Here is a 17,903-nt window from a genome sequence, read left to right on the forward strand (position 1 = left end):
TGTTAAAGAGCAGTGCCGCTTCGCTTTTCGCAGCGGCGCGGGGTGTGCATATTACGCTTTCCCGCTTCAGAGTCAAGCGTTTATTTTCGCTTTTCTCTGCTGACCCGGCGGCGTGTGTGCCGTTGTTCCGTGTCAGTGGAGGCGCATTATAGGGAGTTATTCCGACGTGACAAGCATAAAATACAAAAAACTTTTCGTTCGCTCACTTTTCAAACTTAACGCTTATTTATGTCGCGAATCGCCCGTTAAATGTGCGATTTCCCGCGCAAAACTGGCCACCTGCGACCAGTCGGTATAAACCACTTCTTTACGCGTATCGGTTTCACCCCCGGTCATCTTCATAATCAGGCGGATCATAAAGCGGTCATACCAGCGGTAGCGAGGGTAGCGCAGCGCGCCGGCAAAGACGGCGCACAGGTCTGGCTGCCACGGCGAGCTGAGTAAAAACTTGCGCGTGTAGCTGTTGGTCTGCGGCGTACGCTTCTCGGCTTTACGTGCGACAAGATTGACCGAGTAAAAGGCACCGGGCAATTTGTTGAGCACCGCCGTGTGCTTCTTCACAAAGCGATCCAGCGCCGGATGGAAATGCCCGTAACGAATTGACGCGCCAATTACCACGCGCTCGTACTCCTGCCAGGCTATCTGCTCCGCACGGTTCAGGTTCACCACATCAGAGTAAATACCCAGCTCTTTTAATTCCGACGCCAGATAAGCGGCAATCTCACGCGTTTGTCCGTCTCGCGTAGAGAAAAGAATCAATGTTTTCATCAATGGCTCCTTACTCGCGCCAGAATGTAGGGGTGAACAGCACCAGCAGCGTAAAGACCTCAAGACGACCAAACAGCATATTGGCGATGAGGATCCATTTCGCGACCGGGTTCATGCTGGCAAAGTTATCCGCCACAACGCCCAGACCGGGCCCGAGGTTATTCAATGTTGCTACGACGGACGCAAAGGCGGAGAAATCATCCACCCCCGTCGCAATAATCGCCAGCATACTGACGATAAAGACCAGCGCATACGCCGAGAAGAACCCCCACACCGCTTCGAGGATACGTTCCGGCAGCGCGCGGTTCCCCAGCTTAATGCTGTAAACCGCGTTCGGGTGGACCAGGCGCTTCAGCTCACGGTTGCCCTGCTTAAACAGCAGCAGAATACGAATTACCTTCAGGCCGCCGCCCGTAGAACCCGCACAGCCCCCGATAAATGCCGAGCATAACAGCAGCACCGGCAGGAACAGCGGCCAGCGCGCGATACTGTCCGTGGTAAACCCGGCGGTCGTCGCCATTGATACCACCTGGAAGAACGCCTGATTTAGCGTGGTCAGCGCGGAGTTGTAGACATCATGGAACCACAGCACCAGGGTACAGATGATTACCAGCGTAAGCTGGACGCCAATAAACATACGGAACTCCGGGTCACGCCAGTACACCTTCAGGCTGCGCCCGCTCAGTAAAGAGAAGTGCAGACCGTAGTTACAGCCTGAAATCAGCAGGAAAATGGCAATAATGGTGTTAATCGTTGGACTGTCGAAGTAGCCGACGCTGGCATCGTGGGTGGAGAACCCGCCGATAGCGATCGTCGCAAAGCTGTGTCCGATGGCGTCGAAAGCGGGCATCCCGGCAAACCATAGCGCCAGCGCACAGGCCACCGTCAGTAATACATAGATAAGCCAGAGGGTTTTCGCCGTCTCGGCAATACGCGGGCGCATTTTGTTATCTTTCAGCGGCCCAGGCATTTCGGCGCGATAAAGCTGCATGCCGCCAACGCCCAGAATAGGAAGAATAGCCACTGCCAGGACGATGATCCCCATCCCCCCGAACCACTGCAGCATCTGACGATAAAAGAGAATGGCGTGCGGGAGTGAATCCAGCCCCACCAGCGTCGTCGCCCCGGTGGTTGTTAAACCGGAGAACGATTCAAAAAAGGCATCCGTAATGCTCAGGTTAGGCTGTTCAGAGAAGATAAAGGGCAGCGAACCGACGCTCCCCAGCACCGTCCAGAACAGGACCACAATAAGAAATCCTTCGCGAGATTTCAGTTCACCTTTCTGACGACGGTTTGGCCACCACAGCAGCGAGCCGATCGCCAGCGCGACAAAGAAGGTCTGGGTAAATGCCCGCCCCGCGCCGTCCCGGTAGATAAGCGCCACCAGTCCTGGGAGAATCATCGTCCCGGAAAAAAGTATGACCAGCAGTCCAACGATTCGGGTTATGGCACGAAAATGCATCTCTGCCGCTTCCTTTGGTATTCAAAAAAGTGAGGTGGGGATTATTCTTCAATCGGCAGCAATTGCAACGAACCACGACTAAAATCAGCCAGTTTTGCTGAAAAAGCAGCCAGCTCCCCCTGAGGAAGCGCCACGCGTAATTGCACCATTGCCTGATATTCACTGTGCGCGATGACGCCGTTAAACTGTTTGAGCAGCGTTTCAATGCCCGATAGCTGAGCGTAATCGCACAACAAAGTATATTCGGTGAGCGGCGTTTTGCGGATAGTTGTGAGCATATTCAGTGCCTGCTGAACTCCGCCGCCATAGGCTTTTACCAGCCCACCCGTGCCTAACAGGATGCCGCCGTAGTAGCGCACCACCACGGCGGTAATTTCACCCACGCCGCTGCCCATCAGCTGCGAAAGCATGGGTTTACCGGCCGTGCCCGCCGGTTCACCGTCGTCGGAAAACCCCAGCTGTTGTGAATCATCCGGCGGCCCAGCCACCCACGCCACACAGTGGTGACGCGCGTCAGGATGTTCAGCCCGAACGGATTCGACAAACGCCTTTGCCGCCTCTACGCCGTCGGTATGCGCCAGCAGCGTAATAAAGCGGCTTTTCTTGATTTCCTCAACAAAGGTGACCGGTTCAACCGGTATCAGCCAGCTTTCCATCAGGCCAGCTTCAGGTCTCGCGTCATATTCTCGATACCGTTTTCGTGAATCACCACGTTATCCTCAATACGAATACCGCCAAACGGCTTCAGCGCCTCAATTTTTTCCCAGTTGAAGTGCTTGCTAAACCGGCCTTCACGCCACGGCGCCAGCAGGGATTCGATAAAGTAGATCCCCGGTTCAATCGTCAACACCATACGCGGCTCCAGAATACGGGTGCAGCGCAGGTAAGGATATTTAGACGGTGCCGCCAGGTGCGTGCCGGTGTCATCCTGCATAAAGCCCGCAACGTCGTGAACCTGCAGGCCCAGCGGATGGCCGATACCGTGCGGCATGAATGGCCCGGTCAGATCGTTCTCGACCATCGCTTCTTCGCTCATGTCTTTCACAATCTGATGTTTACGCAGCAGTTTTGCGATGCGCTGATGGAACTGGATGTGGTAATCCACATAGCTGGTGCCCGCCTTCATGGTGGCAATCAGCGCCAGCTGTTCATCGTTTACGTCTTTAATCAGCTGCGCGAAATCGGTATCCGCATTCGCCGCCCAGGTACGGGTCAGGTCGGCCGCGTAACCGTTGTACTCGGCGCCTGCGTCAAGCAGGAAGCTGCGCATCTCCGACGGAACATGGTGATCCAGTTTGGTGTAATGAAGCACAGACGCGTGCTCGTTCAGCGCGACGATATTGCTGTACGGCACGTCGGTATCACGGTGGCCCGTCGCGGTCAGATAGGCCTGATTGATGTCGAACTCGCTCATCCCCGACTGGAACGCTTCGTGCGCGGCACGGTGGCCATTCACCGCCGTTTTTTGCGCTTCACGCATGCAGTAAAGTTCGTAGTCGGTTTTATAGGCGCGGTAATAGTGCAGGTAATCCAGCACGCCTTTCGGATTGAGTTTGTCTGCCGGAATATCCAGACCCAGCGCGCGCTCCGGAACAGGGCCAATGTAGCCGATGTTGCCTCGTGCGGCAGGCAGCTGGCTACCAATACCGTCCGCTTTCGGCAGTGCAATCACATCAATCTCTTCCGTCCAGAAAGAGGTCGGCAGCGGTTCTACGTTGTGCCAGTAATCGACCGGCAGGTAGAACCACAGTTTCGGCTTGTTCACGCCGTCTACCAGCAGCCAGCAATTTGGAACCTGAGTCACCGGCACCCAGGCTTTGAACTGCGGGTTCACCTTAAACGGATAAGCGTGGTCATCCAGAAAGGTATTCATCAGCTCGCCGGAGTGGATCAGCAGCGCATCCAGCTTGAAGCGGGCCAGTACATCGCGGGTACGTTCCTGTAGGGTAACGATATGATTTTTATAAAGCGAAGCCAGTGAGTCCATCATTCTTCCTTTCGTTTTTTTGACCTCAAGTCATCGCATCTTAGCACACCTCACTCCGGCTGCGTGATTTCCACCGACCGTGATCAATGCAGCATTTTCTTAATGAGTAATTTGCATTTTATTAACATAAATCCCACACTCCGATTCATCTGGTATGACCAGATCCAATTGCTGGATTCAGGAGACTGACATGCTCTACAAAGGCGACACCCTGTACCTCAACTGGCTGGAAGATGGCATTGCCGAACTGGTGTTCGATGCCCCCGGCTCAGTGAACAAGCTTGATACCGCGACGGTGGCCAGTCTTGGCCAGGCGCTGGATGTTCTTGAAAAACAACCTGAATTAAAAGGGCTGCTGCTGCGTTCGAACAAAGCGGCCTTTATTGTCGGTGCCGATATCACCGAGTTTCTTTCGCTGTTCCTGGTCCCGGAAGAACAGCTGAGCCAGTGGCTGCACTTTGCCAACAGCGTCTTTAATCGTCTGGAAGATCTGCCTGTCCCGACCATTTCCGCCGTTAACGGCTACGCGCTGGGCGGCGGCTGCGAATGCGTACTCGCGACCGACTACCGTCTGGCGACGCCGGACCTGCGCATCGGCCTGCCGGAAACCAAGCTGGGCATCATGCCGGGCTTTGGCGGCTCCGTGCGTATGCCGCGCATGCTGGGTGCCGACAGCGCCCTTGAGATCATTGCCGCAGGTAAAGATGTCGGCGCAGAACAGGCTCAGAAAATCGGCCTGGTCGACGGCGTCGTGAAGCCAGAGAAACTGGTTGAAGGTGCACTCGCCATTCTGCGTCAGGCCATTAACGGCGATCTCGACTGGAAAGCCAAACGCCAGCCGAAGCTGGAACCGTTAAAACTCAGCAAGATTGAAGCCACCATGAGCTTCACCATCGCCAAAGGCATGGTGATGCAGACGGCGGGTAAACACTACCCGGCACCGATCACGGCGGTGAAAACCATTGAAGCAGCTGCTCGTCTCGGACGCGATGAAGCGCTGAAGCTCGAAAATCAGAGCTTTGTCCCTCTGGCGCACACCAATGAAGCTCGCGCGCTGGTCGGTATCTTCCTCAACGATCAGTTCGTGAAGGGTAAAGCCAGGCAGCTGACCAAAAACGTTGAGACGCCAAAACATGCGGCGGTACTCGGCGCGGGCATTATGGGTGGCGGCATCGCTTACCAGTCGGCCTGGAAAGGCGTGCCGGTGGTGATGAAAGACATCAGCGAGAAATCCCTGACGCTGGGCATGACCGAAGCGGCCAAGCTCCTGAATAAACAGCTGGAGCGCGGAAAAATTGACGGGCTGAAGCTTGCAGGTGTGATCTCCACCATTCAGCCCGTGCTGGAATACAGCGGTTTCGACCGCGTGGACGTCGTCGTTGAAGCGGTTGTTGAGAACCCGAAAGTCAAAAAAGCGGTGCTGGCAGAAACGGAAGACAAAGTTCGTCCTGAGACCGTGCTGGCTTCAAACACCTCCACCATTCCAATCAGCGAACTGGCGAGCGTGCTGAAGCGTCCGGAAAACTTCTGTGGGATGCACTTCTTCAACCCGGTACACCGTATGCCGCTGGTCGAAGTGATCCGCGGGGAAAAAACCTCTGACGAAACCATCGCTAAAGTGGTGGCATGGGCCAGCAAGATGGGCAAAACGCCGATCGTTGTTAACGACTGCCCGGGCTTCTTCGTCAACCGCGTGCTGTTCCCTTACTTCGCCGGCTTCAGCCAGCTGCTGCGCGACGGTGCGGACTTCCGCAAAATCGACAAAGTGATGGAAAAACAGTTCGGCTGGCCGATGGGCCCGGCGTATCTGCTGGACGTGGTCGGCATTGATACCGCTCACCACGCTCAGGCGGTGATGGCGGCAGGCTTCCCGCAGCGCATGCAGAAAGATTATCGCGACGCCATTGACGCTCTGTTCGACGCTAACCGCTTCGGTCAGAAAAACGGCCTGGGCTTCTGGCGCTATAAAGAAGACAGCAAAGGCAAACCGAAGAAAGAAGAAGATGCCGTGGTGGATGGTCTGCTGGCCGACGTTAGCCAGCCAAAACGCGACTTCACCGACGATGAGATCATCGCCCGCATGATGATTCCGATGATCAACGAAGTGGTGCGTTGCCTCGAAGAAGGTATCATCGCCAGCCCGGCAGAAGCCGACATGGCGCTGGTATACGGCCTGGGCTTCCCTCCGTTCCACGGCGGCGCGTTCCGCTGGCTGGACACGCTCGGCAGCGCCCGCTATCTCGATATGGCTCAGCAGTATCAGCACCTCGGCCCGCTTTATGAGGTGCCGGAAGGGCTGCGTAACAAAGCGCGCCATAACGAACCCTACTATCCAGCAGTTGAGCCAGCCCGTCCGGTTGGCGAGCTGAAAACGGCTTAAGGAGTCACAATGGAAAAGGTTGTCATTGTTGATGCGATTCGCACCCCGATGGGCCGTTCAAAAGGCGGTGCATTCCGTAACGTGCGTGCGGAGGACCTCTCCGCACATCTGATGCGTAGCCTGCTGGCGCGTAACCCGGGGCTGGATCCTGCTGCGCTGGACGATATCTACTGGGGCTGCGTGCAGCAGACCCTGGAGCAAGGTTTCAACATCGCCCGTAACGCGTCGCTGCTGGCGGAGATCCCGCATTCGGTTCCGGCCGTCACCGTGAACCGCCTGTGCGGTTCGTCAATGCAGGCGCTGCACGACGCGGCACGCATGATCATGACCGGTGATGCGCAGGCCTGCCTGGTGGGCGGGGTCGAGCACATGGGCCACGTGCCGATGAGCCACGGGGTCGATTTTCATCCTGGCATGAGCCGTAACGTGGCGAAAGCCGCGGGGATGATGGGCCTGACCGCCGAGATGCTCTCTCGTCTGCACGGCATTAGCCGTGAAATGCAGGATGCCTTTGCCGCGCGCTCTCACGCTCGCGCATGGGCGGCAACGCAGTCCGGTGCCTTTAAGAATGAGATCATCCCGACCGGCGGCCACGACGCAGACGGCGTACTGAAGCAGTTCAGCTACGACGAAGTCATCCGCCCGGAAACCACCGTAGAAGCGCTTTCTACCCTGCGCCCTGCGTTTGATCCGGTCACCGGTACGGTTACGGCAGGGACCTCGTCGGCGTTGTCCGACGGTGCCGCGGCGATGCTGGTAATGAGCGAAAGTCGCGCCCGCGAGCTGGGCTTAACCCCTCGCGCTCGGGTACGTTCGATGGCGGTCGTGGGCTGCGATCCTTCCATCATGGGTTACGGCCCGGTTCCGGCCTCGAAGCTGGCGCTGAAAAAAGCGGGATTAACCGCCAGCGACATCGACCTGTTTGAAATGAACGAAGCGTTCGCCGCGCAGATCCTGCCGTGCATTAAAGATCTGGGGCTGATGGAGCAGATCGACGAGAAGATTAACCTCAACGGCGGCGCGATCGCCCTCGGACACCCGCTGGGCTGCTCCGGGGCGCGTATCAGCACGACGCTGATTAACCTGATGGAACGCAAAGATGCCCAGTTTGGTCTGGCAACGATGTGTATCGGGCTGGGTCAAGGTATCGCGACGGTGTTTGAGAGAGTGTAAATCAGGAAAAGTATCTCAAAGCCAATGGCGTCAGAACAAGGCGGCAAGCGATCGAATCCCGATGAGCTTACTCAAGTAAGTGATTCGGGTGAACGAGCGCAGCCAACGCAGTTATGGCGTCATTGGCGAAGAGAAAGAGTTTAGTTGCCGTTCTTCCCGCCTGTCAGGGGCGGGTTTTTTATTTAAATGAAGGCAAACGCATCGCCAAACAGGCGGTCTTCACGCGCGTCACGTTCGTTGCAGAACAGGTCGCGGGCAATTTTCGCCATCTCAAAACGGCCAGCAATGTAGATATCGTGCCCTGCCAGCGTGCCGTGATCCTGCAGCACCGCTGTCAGCACCGTCCCGCTACGACCACGCCAGCCCTCTTCCGGCTGCTCAACCACCGGCTCAATGCGCAGGTTAGGATGGGTTACGCTCAGCGCTTCCAGCTCAGACAGGTCGTACAGATGTTTCTCTTCGCGGCCACCCCAGTAAATGGTGATGTCACGGTCCGGGTTACGCGCCAGTGCGGTCAACAGAATAGAGCGCACATAAGAGAAGCCCGTACCGCCAGCAATCAGGATCAGCGGACGGTCTTCGTCATCGCGCAGCCACGCATCGCCGTGCGGAATATCCACCACGATTTCACGTTCCTTCAGGATCCGATCCATCACCGCCATCGCATACAGGTTAAGCTCTGACGCACCAATATGAAGCTCAATAAATTCCTGCTCCGCTGGCGTTGAGGCCATAGAGAAAGGACGCTTATCACGCTCATCCATCACGACCATCAGGTACTGACCCGCGCGGAAAGAGAATGGCGCTTCAGGCACTAAACGGACGCGATATACGGTGTCGGTGATGGCATCTACCGAGGTCACTTTACAGCTTAAGGTTGTCATTCGCTCTCTCTGTCGGGAAGTCTATAGGGCTTAACGGTTAGCTCAGGGTTTACCGTTATTCATTATGGCCAGCTCGTCCCAGATCGCGTCAATTCGCGCGGTCACTGCAGGATCTTTTTTGATCGGGCGACCCCATTCACGGTCGGTTTCGCCAGGCCATTTATTTGTGGCATCCAGTCCCATCTTTGAGCCAAGACCGGAAACCGGCGAGGCAAAATCCAGGTAATCTATCGGCGTGTTTTCGACTAACACCGTATCGCGCGCCGGGTCCATTCGCGTGGTAATGGCCCAGATTACGTCATTCCAGTCGCGGGCGTTAACGTCATCATCGCAGACAATAACAAATTTGGTATACATAAACTGGCGCAGGAAAGACCATACGCCCATCATCACGCGTTTAGCGTGACCAGGATACTGCTTCTTCATCGTGACCACCGCCATGCGATACGAGCATCCTTCAGGCGGCAGATAAAAATCAACAATTTCCGGGAACTGCTTTTGCAGGATCGGCACAAACACTTCATTCAGCGCCACGCCCAGCACCGCCGGTTCATCCGGTGGACGTCCGGTATACGTGGAGTGATAAATCGCATCTTCACGCTGCGTAATGTGCGTCACGGTAAACACCGGGAAGTTATCCACTTCGTTGTAATAGCCGGTGTGGTCGCCGTAAGGGCCTTCTGGCGCCATTTCACCCTGCTCAAGGTAACCTTCCAGCACAATTTCCGCACTGGCCGGAACTTCAAGATCGTTAGAGATACACTTCACGACTTCGGTTTTCGTTCCGCGCAGCAGGCCTGCAAACGCATATTCAGAGAGCGTATCCGGCACGGGCGTGACGGCTCCCAGAATGGTGGCCGGATCGGCGCCTAAGGCGACAGACACCGGGAAACGCTCCCCCGGATGCGCAGCGCACCACTCCTGGAAATCCAGCGCGCCGCCGCGATGCGACAGCCAGCGCATGATGAGTTTATTCTTGCCAATCAACTGCTGGCGGTAAATACCGAGATTTTGCCGCTCTTTGTGCGGGCCGCGCGTAACGGTCAGCCCCCAGGTGATCAGCGGAGCGGCATCTTCAGGCCAGCACTGCATGATAGGGATTTTGGTCAGATCAACCGCATCGCCTTCCAGCACTTTCTGCTGGCACGGCGCGCCGCGCAGGCGTTTGGTAGGCATGTTCAGCACCTGCTTAAACTGCGGCAGCTTGTCGAACAGATCGCGAAAGCCCTTCGGGGGCTCCGGCTCTTTCAGAAACGCCAGCAGTTTACCGACTTCACGCAGCGCAGAGACGTCTTCCTGCCCCATTCCCAGTGCAACACGACGCGGTGTACCAAACAGGTTGCACAGCACCGGCATGGAGTAACCTTTCGGATTTTCAAACAGTAATGCAGGGCCACCGGCACGCAGGGTGCGGTCAGCAATTTCTGTCATTTCCAGATAAGGATCGACAGGAAGTGTAATACGTTTGAGTTCACCCTGCTTTTCCAGCAGCGTCAGGAAGTCGCGGAGATCGTGGTATTTCATGCAGTTAATCATGGCCTCTCTGTAAGCGCTTCATTATACGGCGTAAGCCTGCTTGATGCTGTAATTTTGTTAAATAAGCGTGAACTTATGCGTTCTGTTCCATTTTCCCCCATTATAATCAACTTAGCGATCCCGCCAGGGTTTTGATATGCTTGCGCCCCGAACTAAGGGAAAGAGTGATTATGCAGGCCTGGTATTTACTGTATTGCAAACGCGGGCAACTTCAGCGCGCGCAGGAACATCTTGAACGTCAGTCTGTCAATTGCCTGACACCCGTGATCACGCTTGAAAAAATGCAGCGCGGGAAGCGCACAACCGTCAGTGAGCCGTTGTTCCCGAACTACCTGTTCGTGGAGTTCGACCCGGAAGTCATCCACACCACCACCATCAGCGCAACGCGCGGCGTCAGCCACTTCGTTCGTTTTGGTGCCCACCCGGCAACGGTTCCGTCGACGGTCATTCATCAGCTGTCGGTTTATCAGCAGCCTGAAGGGATCACCGACCCCGAAACTCCTTACTCGGGCGATAGCGTCGTGATTACCGAAGGCGCTTTCGAAGGCCTGCAGGCGATTTTTGCCGAGCCGGACGGGGAAGCGCGCTCTATGCTGTTGCTCAATCTTCTGAACAAGCAGGTGCTGCAGAGCGTTAAAAACACCGACTTCCGCAAGCTTTAAACGTTTATCCCGAACAGATTACGCACGTTGTCATCCGTCTGCGCCGAAAGCCAGTGCGGATCCTCTCCGCGCCACTTCGCGACGCTCTCAACAATGTGCCCCAGATACGCGGGCTCATTTCGCCGCGATGCCGGTTTGGGTTTCATATCGCGCGGTAGCAGATAAGGTGCATCGGTTTCGAGGAGCAGCCGGTCAGCCGAGATTACCGGCAATAGCTCACGAAGTTCAAGCCCGCGACGCTCATCGCACACCCAGCCGGTAATACCCAGATAAAGCCCTCGCTCCAGGCAATCCAGCGCTTCCTGCCGTGAACCGGTAAAGCAGTGGAGTACCGCACCGGGCAGTTTCTCCAGCCACGGATCCAGAAGTGCCAGGAAACGCTCATGCGCGTCGCGGCAGTGCATAAACACGGGCATTCCCAGCTCTGCCGCCAGCGCAAGCTGGGCAGTGAATGCTTTTTCCTGCTCTTCAGGCGTGGAAAAGTTACGGTTGAAATCGAGGCCGCATTCGCCAATCGCTACCACTTCTGGTGTCTTCGCCAGCCTGCGTAGGGTTTCCCCGCTTTCCGGGGTCCACTGGCTGCTGTCGTGAGGATGCACGCCAGCGGTAGACCAACAGCGTTCGTAGCGTTGCGCCAGCTGCTGCGCCTGCTCGCTCTCATGCAGGTTGGTACCTGTCAGCAGCAGCCCTTTCACCCCGGCGGCAAACGCACGCGCAATCACCTCATCACGATCTTTCGCAAACTGCGAGCTGGTCAGATTGAGTCCGATATCAAACATGCAAATCCCCATATAACAACCGCCCTGACGGGCGGCTGGTTTTACTCTTCAGTGGTCTTGTCGGACGTATCGTCTTCGTCATCCGCTCGACGTCCTTTACCCACGTAGAAACGCGAGAAGAAAACGCCGACCTCAAACAGACAGTACATCGGTATGGCCAGCAGCGTCTGCGAGAACACATCCGGCGGTGTCAGAAGCATGCCGACAACAAATGCGCCCACAAGGATATACGGACGCTTCTTACGCAGGTCATCCGGGGTCGTTACTCCTAACCAGCAGAGCAGCACAATCGCCACCGGTACTTCGAATGCCACGCCAAACGCCATAAACAGTGCCATCACAAAGCTGAGGTAGCTGGCGATATCCGTCGACACCTGGACCCCTTCCGGCGCGGTATGCGTCAGGAAGCCGAAGGCCAGTGGGAAGACAACGAAATAGGCAAACGCCATGCCGATATAGAACAGCAGCGAGCTGGACACCAGCAGCGGGATCACCAGCTTGCGTTCATGCTTATACAGCGCTGGCGCCACAAACGCCCACACCTGGTAAAGAATGACCGGTGCAGAGGCAATCAACGACACCCAGAAGGTCAGCTTGATGGGGGTAAAGAATGGAGAAGCAACGTCTGTTGCAATCATCGTTGCGCCCAGCGGCATCTGCTTGATCAGCGGTGCAGAGACCACCTGATAGATATCGTTGGCAAAATAGACCAGGCACAGGAATATGAGTAAAACCGCAATAATGCAGTTTAACAGGCGCTTACGCAGCTCAATGAGGTGCGTAATCAGCGGTTGAGTATCATCTACTGCCATGTTTACGCTTTATCACTCGACGAGGGGGATGATTCGGAAACGGACGCAGCGGGCTTCACTTCCGCCGCTTTTGCCACCGGCTCTTCCGGCTGCGCCTGTTTTTTCAATTCGGTTTCCTGCGGCGTCTGTTCTGGTGCGGCAGCCTGATGTTCAGCACTGGCAGGCGTTACGCCCTCGCGCTGCTCCTCGCTGCCCTTAACCACCGGGTTATGAATGGTGTTCGCTTCATCGCTCGCTTTTTCAGGATCGTTAACGCTATAGGAGCGCTTCATCGATTCCGCCGCTTCGCGCAGCTCATCCATTGACGCTTTCAGTTCCGGCGTCAGGTTATCCATGCTCGCCTTCTCGACCTTTTTCAGGCTTTCCTGAAATTCCTGCAGCTTAAGCTCCTGCGCCAGCTCATTCTGAACGGTCGATGCCAGCGATCTCAGCGCACGAACCCAGCCCGCAACGGTTTTCACTGCCACCGGCAGACGCTGCGGCCCCAGCACAATCAGGCCAATCACAAAGACCAGCAGGAGCTCACTAAAACCAATGTCGAACACGACTTACACCTGCTCTTTATCGTGGCGTTTAGCGTCTTCCTTTTTGGCTTCTTCTTGCTTGTCGGCGATGGATTTAGCAGTAAAGTCAGCGTCCTGGCTGGTTTTATCCTGCTTGCTCTCATCATCGCTCATCGCTTTCTTGAAGCCTTTGATAGACGCGCCCAGATCGGAACCAATAGAACCGAGCTTTTTGGTGCCAAACAGCAGCACGACGATGACGGCAATAATGACTAATTGCCAGATACTGATACCACCCATACATGTTCCTCAGGGATAGATGATTAATGAGTCAGGTCGCATTATACGTATGCGACCCGTCGATAGCGACGCACGCTCAGCGCGTTTTTCGCCAGCCTGCTAGCCAGACTACCACTCCGCCAGCCATCAGCCAGGCTGGCATCATCTGCCAGTCCGGACGATTGATCAGCAGCAGCGTACCGCTCAGCAGCAGCGTTGCGCCAATCCCAAAGAGATAGCGTGACTGCCCCTGGCGAACGCGGCTGGACTGAAGTTCGCGGGCGATTTTATCCATGCTGTGCTGAAGGTTCTTGCTCTGACGCAAACTGTCATAAACCAGTTCAGGAATTTCAGGCATTTTTTCTATCCAGAACGGACCTTTCTCTTTCAGCGAGCGCACCAGCGCCGGAATGCCAACCTGATCCTTAATCCAGGATTCAAGGAAAGGTTTCGCGGTCTTCCACAAGTCTAACTGAGGATAGAGCTGTCGGCCTACACCCTCAACGTAAAGTAATGTTTTCTGAAGTAAAACTAGCTGTGGCTGAACTTCCATATTAAAACGGCGAGCCGTGTTGAACAGGTTTAACAGCACGTGCCCAAAGGAAATTTCCGCCAGCGGTTTTTCAAAAATAGGTTCACAAACGGTCCGGATCGCGAACTCGAACTCTTCTACGTTGGTATCCGGCGGCACCCAGCCGGAATCGACGTGCAGCTCGGCCACCTTACGGTAGTCGCGGTTGAAGAACGCGATGAAGTTCTCAGCCAGATACCGTTTATCTTCCTTGTTCAGCGAACCCACAATTCCGCAGTCGATACCGATATATTTCGGATCCTCAGGATGCTCGTAGCTCACGAAGATATTGCCCGGGTGCATGTCCGCATGGAAAAAGCTGTCGCGGAACACCTGGGTAAAGAAGACCTGTACGCCACGTTCAGCCAGGAGCTTCATGTTCGTTCCCTGTTTCTCCAGGGCGACCACATCAGAAACCGGAATACCGTAGATACGCTCCATCACCATCATGTTCTGGCTGCAGTAGTCAGAATAGACTTCAGGTACATAGAGCATCGGGCTGTTTTCAAAGTTGCGACGCAGCTGAATGGCGTTTGCCGATTCGCGCAGCAGGTTAAGCTCATCAATCAGCGTTTTTTCATATTCCCGCACCACTTCCAGTGGACGAAGACGACGCCCGTCCGGCAGCAGGCGTGGCACCCAGCGCGCCAGACGATAAATCAGCTTCATGTCCGCTTTGATGACTGGCAGGATATCCGGACGAATGACCTTAATAACGACTTCTTTGCCGTTTTCTTTCAGACGCGCGGTGTGCACCTGCGCAATAGAGGCCGATGCAAGTGGGTTAATGTCGAAATCGTCAAACCAGGTCTCGACGGGTATATTTCCCATAGCCTCTTCAATTTGCTTTTTCGCGCGCGCGCCGTCAAACGGTGCGACGCGATCCTGCAGCATCGCGAGCTCATCGGCAATCAGAGGCGGGAAGAGATCGCGGCGGGTCGACAGCATCTGCCCGAATTTAATCCAAACCGGACCGAGCTCCTGCAGCGCCAGGCGCAGACGCTCACCCAGCGGTTGACCTTTATGGCGATTAGGCATCCAGAAGAGCATCCGCCGCCAGATACGAAGCGGCAGCGTGATACGCATTTTGGGGATAAGCTCGTCGAGCCCGTAGCTCAAAAAGGTGCGAATAATAAAATAGAGGCGCCGAATTTCACCAGGCGTCATTTGCCCTCCAGTTTTTCCAGCCGTTTGGTTAACGCATCAACCGCACGTTCAACAGCAGCGGTCTCTTCCGCAAACCATGCAACTTCCAGTGGCCCGGGCGCCATTCGCCACTCCTCAGTCAGCACTTCCGCCGCATAGCGTTGCTGGCGCTGGAGGCTTTTACGCGCAAAGGAGGCGCCGCCATGAAGAACTTTCCCGATGCCTTCGGCGGCAATGTCGCCGATAAAAGGCGCGAGCAGCTCCGCCGGATCGAACTCCGCCAGATCGGTGAGCGCAACGAAGTTCTGCACGACCTGAATGTCGCCCTCCACTTCCAGCTCACCGCTGCGGATAAGCGCCGTTAATTGCTGGCGATCGCGCAGTTTTGGCAGCACGCTCATGTGCGTGATGACCGAGCAGTCAGCTTCACCTTCCCACTCCCCCAGTACGTCAAGCTGGCGTTCGCTGAATACCAGCACAAGCGGCGTCGATAACTCTTTTAAAACAATGCGCAATACCTTCCCGTTTAGCCGCTGACGCGCAGCTTTCAGCGCCGGAGCGCGATACAGAAAAGCGTTCAGTACATTCTCGACGCCTGCGGAGACTAAGGGTTTAAAGGGCACGGGACACCTCCACTCAGAATTTGTAACCGCGATGCAGCGCGACGACACCCGCCGTCAGGTTGAAATATTCAACGTTCTCAAATTCCGCGTCCTGCATCATGGCTTTTAATGTGTCCTGATCCGGGTGCATACGGATAGACTCCGCCAGATAGCGGTAGCTTTCAGCATCGTTAGCCACCAGCTCGCCAATACGCGGCAGCACGTGGAAGGAATAGGCGTCGTAGGCTTTGCTCAGCGGCTCAATGATCGGTTTAGAGAACTCGAGCACCAGCAGACGTCCACCCGGCTTCAGCACGCGGTACATAGAGCGCAGCGCTTTTTCTTTATCAGTCACGTTACGCAGACCGAAAGAGATCGTGATGCAATCAAAGGTATTGTCCGGGAACGGCAGCGCTTCGGCATTTGCCTGCACATACTCCACATTCCCCACCACGCCGATGTTACGCAGCTTTTCGCGTCCCATTTTCAGCATGGAGTCATTAATATCGGCGAGAACAACGCGACCGGTTTCGCCCACCAGACGGGAGAATTTCGCGGTTAAATCGCCCGTACCACCGGCTAAATCCAGCACCGTTTGTCCACGGCGTACGCCGCTACAGTCAATGGTGAAGCGCTTCCACAAGCGATGAATGCCGAACGACATCAGGTCATTCATCACATCGTACTTCGCCGCCACGGAATGAAATACGTGGGCCACCATGTCAGCTTTCTGCGCTTTGGCGACAGTCTGAAAACCAAAGTGCGTTGTGTCTTGTGAATCGTCAGCCATCTCAGAGCCTGCTTATCAGTAAAATGTTCGTGAAGTGTAACAGATTGGGCGCGTTTGCCCTACGTTTCAACCACCGCGAAAGAAACGCGCTGGAGTCTCGTCTGGTGATAAATCCGCCGCTAACGTATTGTCTTCACTGTTTGTATTTTGTCCGTCTGCATCTTCTCGCAGGCGAAACTCGTCGTCCTGGGCGGTGGCCTGTTCGACCAATTCCGGATTAATCTCGCGTTTAACCTCAACCCCCAGGCTGCGGAATGATTCGGCCTGTGCCAGCAGATTGCCGCGTCCGGAGGCGAGTTTTTTCATCGCCTGGCGGTAGTTATCCTGCGCACGATCCAGGCTCTGCCCGACTGAAGACATGTCGTCCACGAAGAGGCGCATTTTGTCGTAAAGCTTGCTGGCACGATCGGCAATCTGCTGAGCGTTGCGGCTCTGGTGCTCATAGCGCCACAGGTTCGCAATAGTGCGTAACGCTACCAGCAGCGTGGTGGGGCTGACCAGCATAATGTTATTTTTGAGCGCTTCGGTGATAAGTTCAGGCTGTCTGTCGAGTGCCAGCAGAAATGCGGGTTCTACAGGGATGAACATCAGGACATAGTCCAGCGAGCGCAGCCCCGGCAGCTGCTGGTAGTCTTTTCTGCCAAGCAGACGAATGTGGTTACGCACGGAGGCAATGTGTTCCTGCAGCGCAGACTCGCGCGTGTAGTCATCGTCCGCATTAAAGTAACGCTCATACGCCACCAGCGTCATTTTGGCGTCAATGACCACATCTTTACCCTGCGGCAGCCGCACAATCACATCCGGCTGCATGCGCGAGCGGGCATCGTTTTCAATACTCACCTGCGTTTCGTATTCATACCCCTCCCGCAGACCAGAGGCCTCCAGCACGCGGGTCAGCACCACTTCTCCCCAGTTGCCCTGGGTTTTGTTATCCCCTTTCAGCGCGCGGGTCAGGTTGACCGCTTCCTGCGCCATTTGCGCATTCAGCTGCTGGAGATTGCGAATCTCATGCGCCAGCGTGTGCCGCTCGCGGGCCTCCTGACCAAAGCTGTCCTGCACCTGACGGCGAAAACCGTCCAGCTGTTCGCGCAGCGGCGTCAGCAGGCTGTTGAGGCTCTGGCGGTTCTGTTCGTCAACGCGGCGGTTGCTGTGCTCAAAAATTCGGTTGGCGAGATTCTCAAACTGTTCGCTGAGGCGCTGCTCGCTGTTGATCATCTGGCGGATTTTGTCTTCCGCATGCAGCTGGGTGGATTCAAGGCGGGTAGTGACTTCGCGGAGATCGGCCTCCAGCGAGGTGTTGATATCTCGCAGGTTGCGCAGCTCGTTGTTGAGCAACTCGCACTCCTCTCGCCAGTGGTCACTCAGCGCAAGCTGCTGCTTTGCCGCGCTTAATTCAGCGACTATCTCTTCGCGCTCGGCCAGCTGGTCGGCCTTCTGCTGTGCATGCTGATAGCTGGAAATGAGCCAGCCTATCGCCACGCCCGCCACCGCAATCACCGCATAAATCAGGACTGAGATATCCACAATGCCCCCTGCATCAACGTATTACCCGCACAAAATAGAATTGTG

17 protein-coding genes are annotated in these 17,903 nt (G+C 55.7%); 3 read left to right on the forward strand and 14 right to left on the reverse strand.

Annotation, left to right across the window (positions count from 1 at the left end):
• Nucleotides 1-222 precede the first annotated feature (222 nt).
• From hemG to pepQ, 4 genes are read right to left on the reverse strand one after another with little or no spacing between them, the layout of a single operon-like run.
• On the reverse strand, nucleotides 223-768 hold the full coding sequence (hemG, locus tag UTM25_RS11240) for a menaquinone-dependent protoporphyrinogen IX dehydrogenase (protein WP_194401829.1): 546 nt from the start codon (nucleotides 766-768) through the stop codon (nucleotides 223-225).
• A gap of 10 nt (nucleotides 769-778) precedes the next feature.
• Nucleotides 779-2,230: a Trk system potassium transporter TrkH gene (gene trkH / locus UTM25_RS11245; RefSeq protein WP_023309600.1), complete on the reverse strand. Its 1,452-nt coding sequence runs from the start codon at nucleotides 2,228-2,230 to the stop codon at nucleotides 779-781.
• Nucleotides 2,231-2,271: 41 nt separating this feature from the next.
• Nucleotides 2,272-2,886: an IMPACT family protein gene (locus UTM25_RS11250; RefSeq protein ID WP_194401830.1), complete on the reverse strand. Its 615-nt coding sequence runs from the start codon at nucleotides 2,884-2,886 to the stop codon at nucleotides 2,272-2,274.
• Complete coding sequence (gene pepQ, locus UTM25_RS11255; RefSeq protein ID WP_194401860.1) at nucleotides 2,886-4,217, reverse strand: Xaa-Pro dipeptidase; 1,332 nt, start codon at nucleotides 4,215-4,217, stop codon at nucleotides 2,886-2,888. Before pepQ ends, UTM25_RS11250 begins: the two co-directional genes overlap by 1 nt.
• Before the next feature lie 190 nt (nucleotides 4,218-4,407).
• Here pepQ and fadB point away from each other — a divergent pair, with 190 nt between their 5' ends.
• Together fadB and fadA are read left to right on the forward strand one after the other, a co-directional pair.
• Entirely contained in the window at nucleotides 4,408-6,597 is a 2,190-nt protein-coding gene (fadB, locus tag UTM25_RS11260) for a fatty acid oxidation complex subunit alpha FadB (RefSeq protein WP_047652237.1), read from the forward strand.
• A gap of 9 nt (nucleotides 6,598-6,606) precedes the next feature.
• On the forward strand, nucleotides 6,607-7,770 hold the full coding sequence (fadA, locus tag UTM25_RS11265; RefSeq protein WP_194401831.1) for an acetyl-CoA C-acyltransferase FadA: 1,164 nt from the start codon (nucleotides 6,607-6,609) through the stop codon (nucleotides 7,768-7,770).
• A gap of 182 nt (nucleotides 7,771-7,952) precedes the next feature.
• On the opposite strand, the gene fre is transcribed toward fadA, so the two are convergent.
• Nucleotides 7,953-8,654 carry an NAD(P)H-flavin reductase gene (fre, locus tag UTM25_RS11270; protein ID WP_008501516.1) on the reverse strand — a complete coding sequence of 234 codons (702 nt, stop codon included), beginning with the start codon at nucleotides 8,652-8,654 and terminating at the stop codon, nucleotides 7,953-7,955.
• A gap of 42 nt (nucleotides 8,655-8,696) precedes the next feature.
• Entirely contained in the window at nucleotides 8,697-10,187 is a 1,491-nt protein-coding gene (ubiD, locus tag UTM25_RS11275) for a 4-hydroxy-3-polyprenylbenzoate decarboxylase (protein ID WP_161496003.1), read from the reverse strand.
• A gap of 173 nt (nucleotides 10,188-10,360) precedes the next feature.
• On the opposite strand from ubiD, the gene rfaH reads away from it, so the two are divergent.
• Nucleotides 10,361-10,852, forward strand: coding sequence for a transcription/translation regulatory transformer protein RfaH (gene rfaH, locus UTM25_RS11280; protein ID WP_194401832.1), 492 nt, complete (start codon nucleotides 10,361-10,363; stop codon nucleotides 10,850-10,852).
• On the opposite strand, the gene tatD is transcribed toward rfaH, so the two are convergent.
• The 8 genes from tatD to rmuC form a co-directional block, all read right to left on the reverse strand.
• On the reverse strand, nucleotides 10,849-11,631 hold the full coding sequence (tatD, locus tag UTM25_RS11285; RefSeq protein ID WP_194401833.1) for a 3'-5' ssDNA/RNA exonuclease TatD: 783 nt from the start codon (nucleotides 11,629-11,631) through the stop codon (nucleotides 10,849-10,851). The two genes, rfaH and tatD, sit on opposite strands and share 4 nt — an antisense overlap.
• Before the next feature lie 41 nt (nucleotides 11,632-11,672).
• Entirely contained in the window at nucleotides 11,673-12,443 is a 771-nt protein-coding gene (gene tatC / locus UTM25_RS11290) for a Sec-independent protein translocase subunit TatC (RefSeq protein ID WP_194401834.1), read from the reverse strand.
• A gap of 2 nt (nucleotides 12,444-12,445) precedes the next feature.
• Nucleotides 12,446-12,988, reverse strand: a complete 543-nt coding sequence (gene tatB, locus UTM25_RS11295) for a Sec-independent protein translocase protein TatB (RefSeq protein ID WP_032662846.1) — start codon at nucleotides 12,986-12,988, stop codon at nucleotides 12,446-12,448.
• Nucleotides 12,989-12,991: 3 nt separating this feature from the next.
• Nucleotides 12,992-13,246, reverse strand: coding sequence for a Sec-independent protein translocase subunit TatA (gene tatA, locus UTM25_RS11300; protein WP_023309609.1), 255 nt, complete (start codon nucleotides 13,244-13,246; stop codon nucleotides 12,992-12,994).
• A gap of 76 nt (nucleotides 13,247-13,322) precedes the next feature.
• Entirely contained in the window at nucleotides 13,323-14,963 is a 1,641-nt protein-coding gene (gene ubiB, locus UTM25_RS11305) for a ubiquinone biosynthesis regulatory protein kinase UbiB (RefSeq protein WP_194401835.1), read from the reverse strand.
• Complete coding sequence (ubiJ, locus tag UTM25_RS11310; RefSeq protein ID WP_194401836.1) at nucleotides 14,960-15,565, reverse strand: ubiquinone biosynthesis protein UbiJ; 606 nt, start codon at nucleotides 15,563-15,565, stop codon at nucleotides 14,960-14,962. The genes ubiB and ubiJ overlap by 4 nt, the downstream gene beginning before the upstream one ends.
• Nucleotides 15,566-15,578: 13 nt before the next feature.
• Nucleotides 15,579-16,334 carry a bifunctional demethylmenaquinone methyltransferase/2-methoxy-6-polyprenyl-1,4-benzoquinol methylase UbiE gene (gene ubiE, locus UTM25_RS11315; protein WP_023309612.1) on the reverse strand — a complete coding sequence of 252 codons (756 nt, stop codon included), beginning with the start codon at nucleotides 16,332-16,334 and terminating at the stop codon, nucleotides 15,579-15,581.
• A 66-nt stretch (nucleotides 16,335-16,400) separates the two neighbouring features.
• The gene (rmuC, locus tag UTM25_RS11320) at nucleotides 16,401-17,858 is read right to left on the reverse strand and encodes a DNA recombination protein RmuC (RefSeq protein ID WP_194401837.1); all 1,458 of its coding nucleotides are present in this window, start codon (nucleotides 17,856-17,858) and stop codon (nucleotides 16,401-16,403) included.
• Nucleotides 17,859-17,903 lie beyond the last annotated feature (45 nt).

The sequence above is a fragment of the Enterobacter sp. 61D5 genome (genome assembly GCF_034107965.1).
GTDB lineage: Bacteria > Pseudomonadota > Gammaproteobacteria > Enterobacterales > Enterobacteriaceae > Enterobacter > Enterobacter cloacae_M.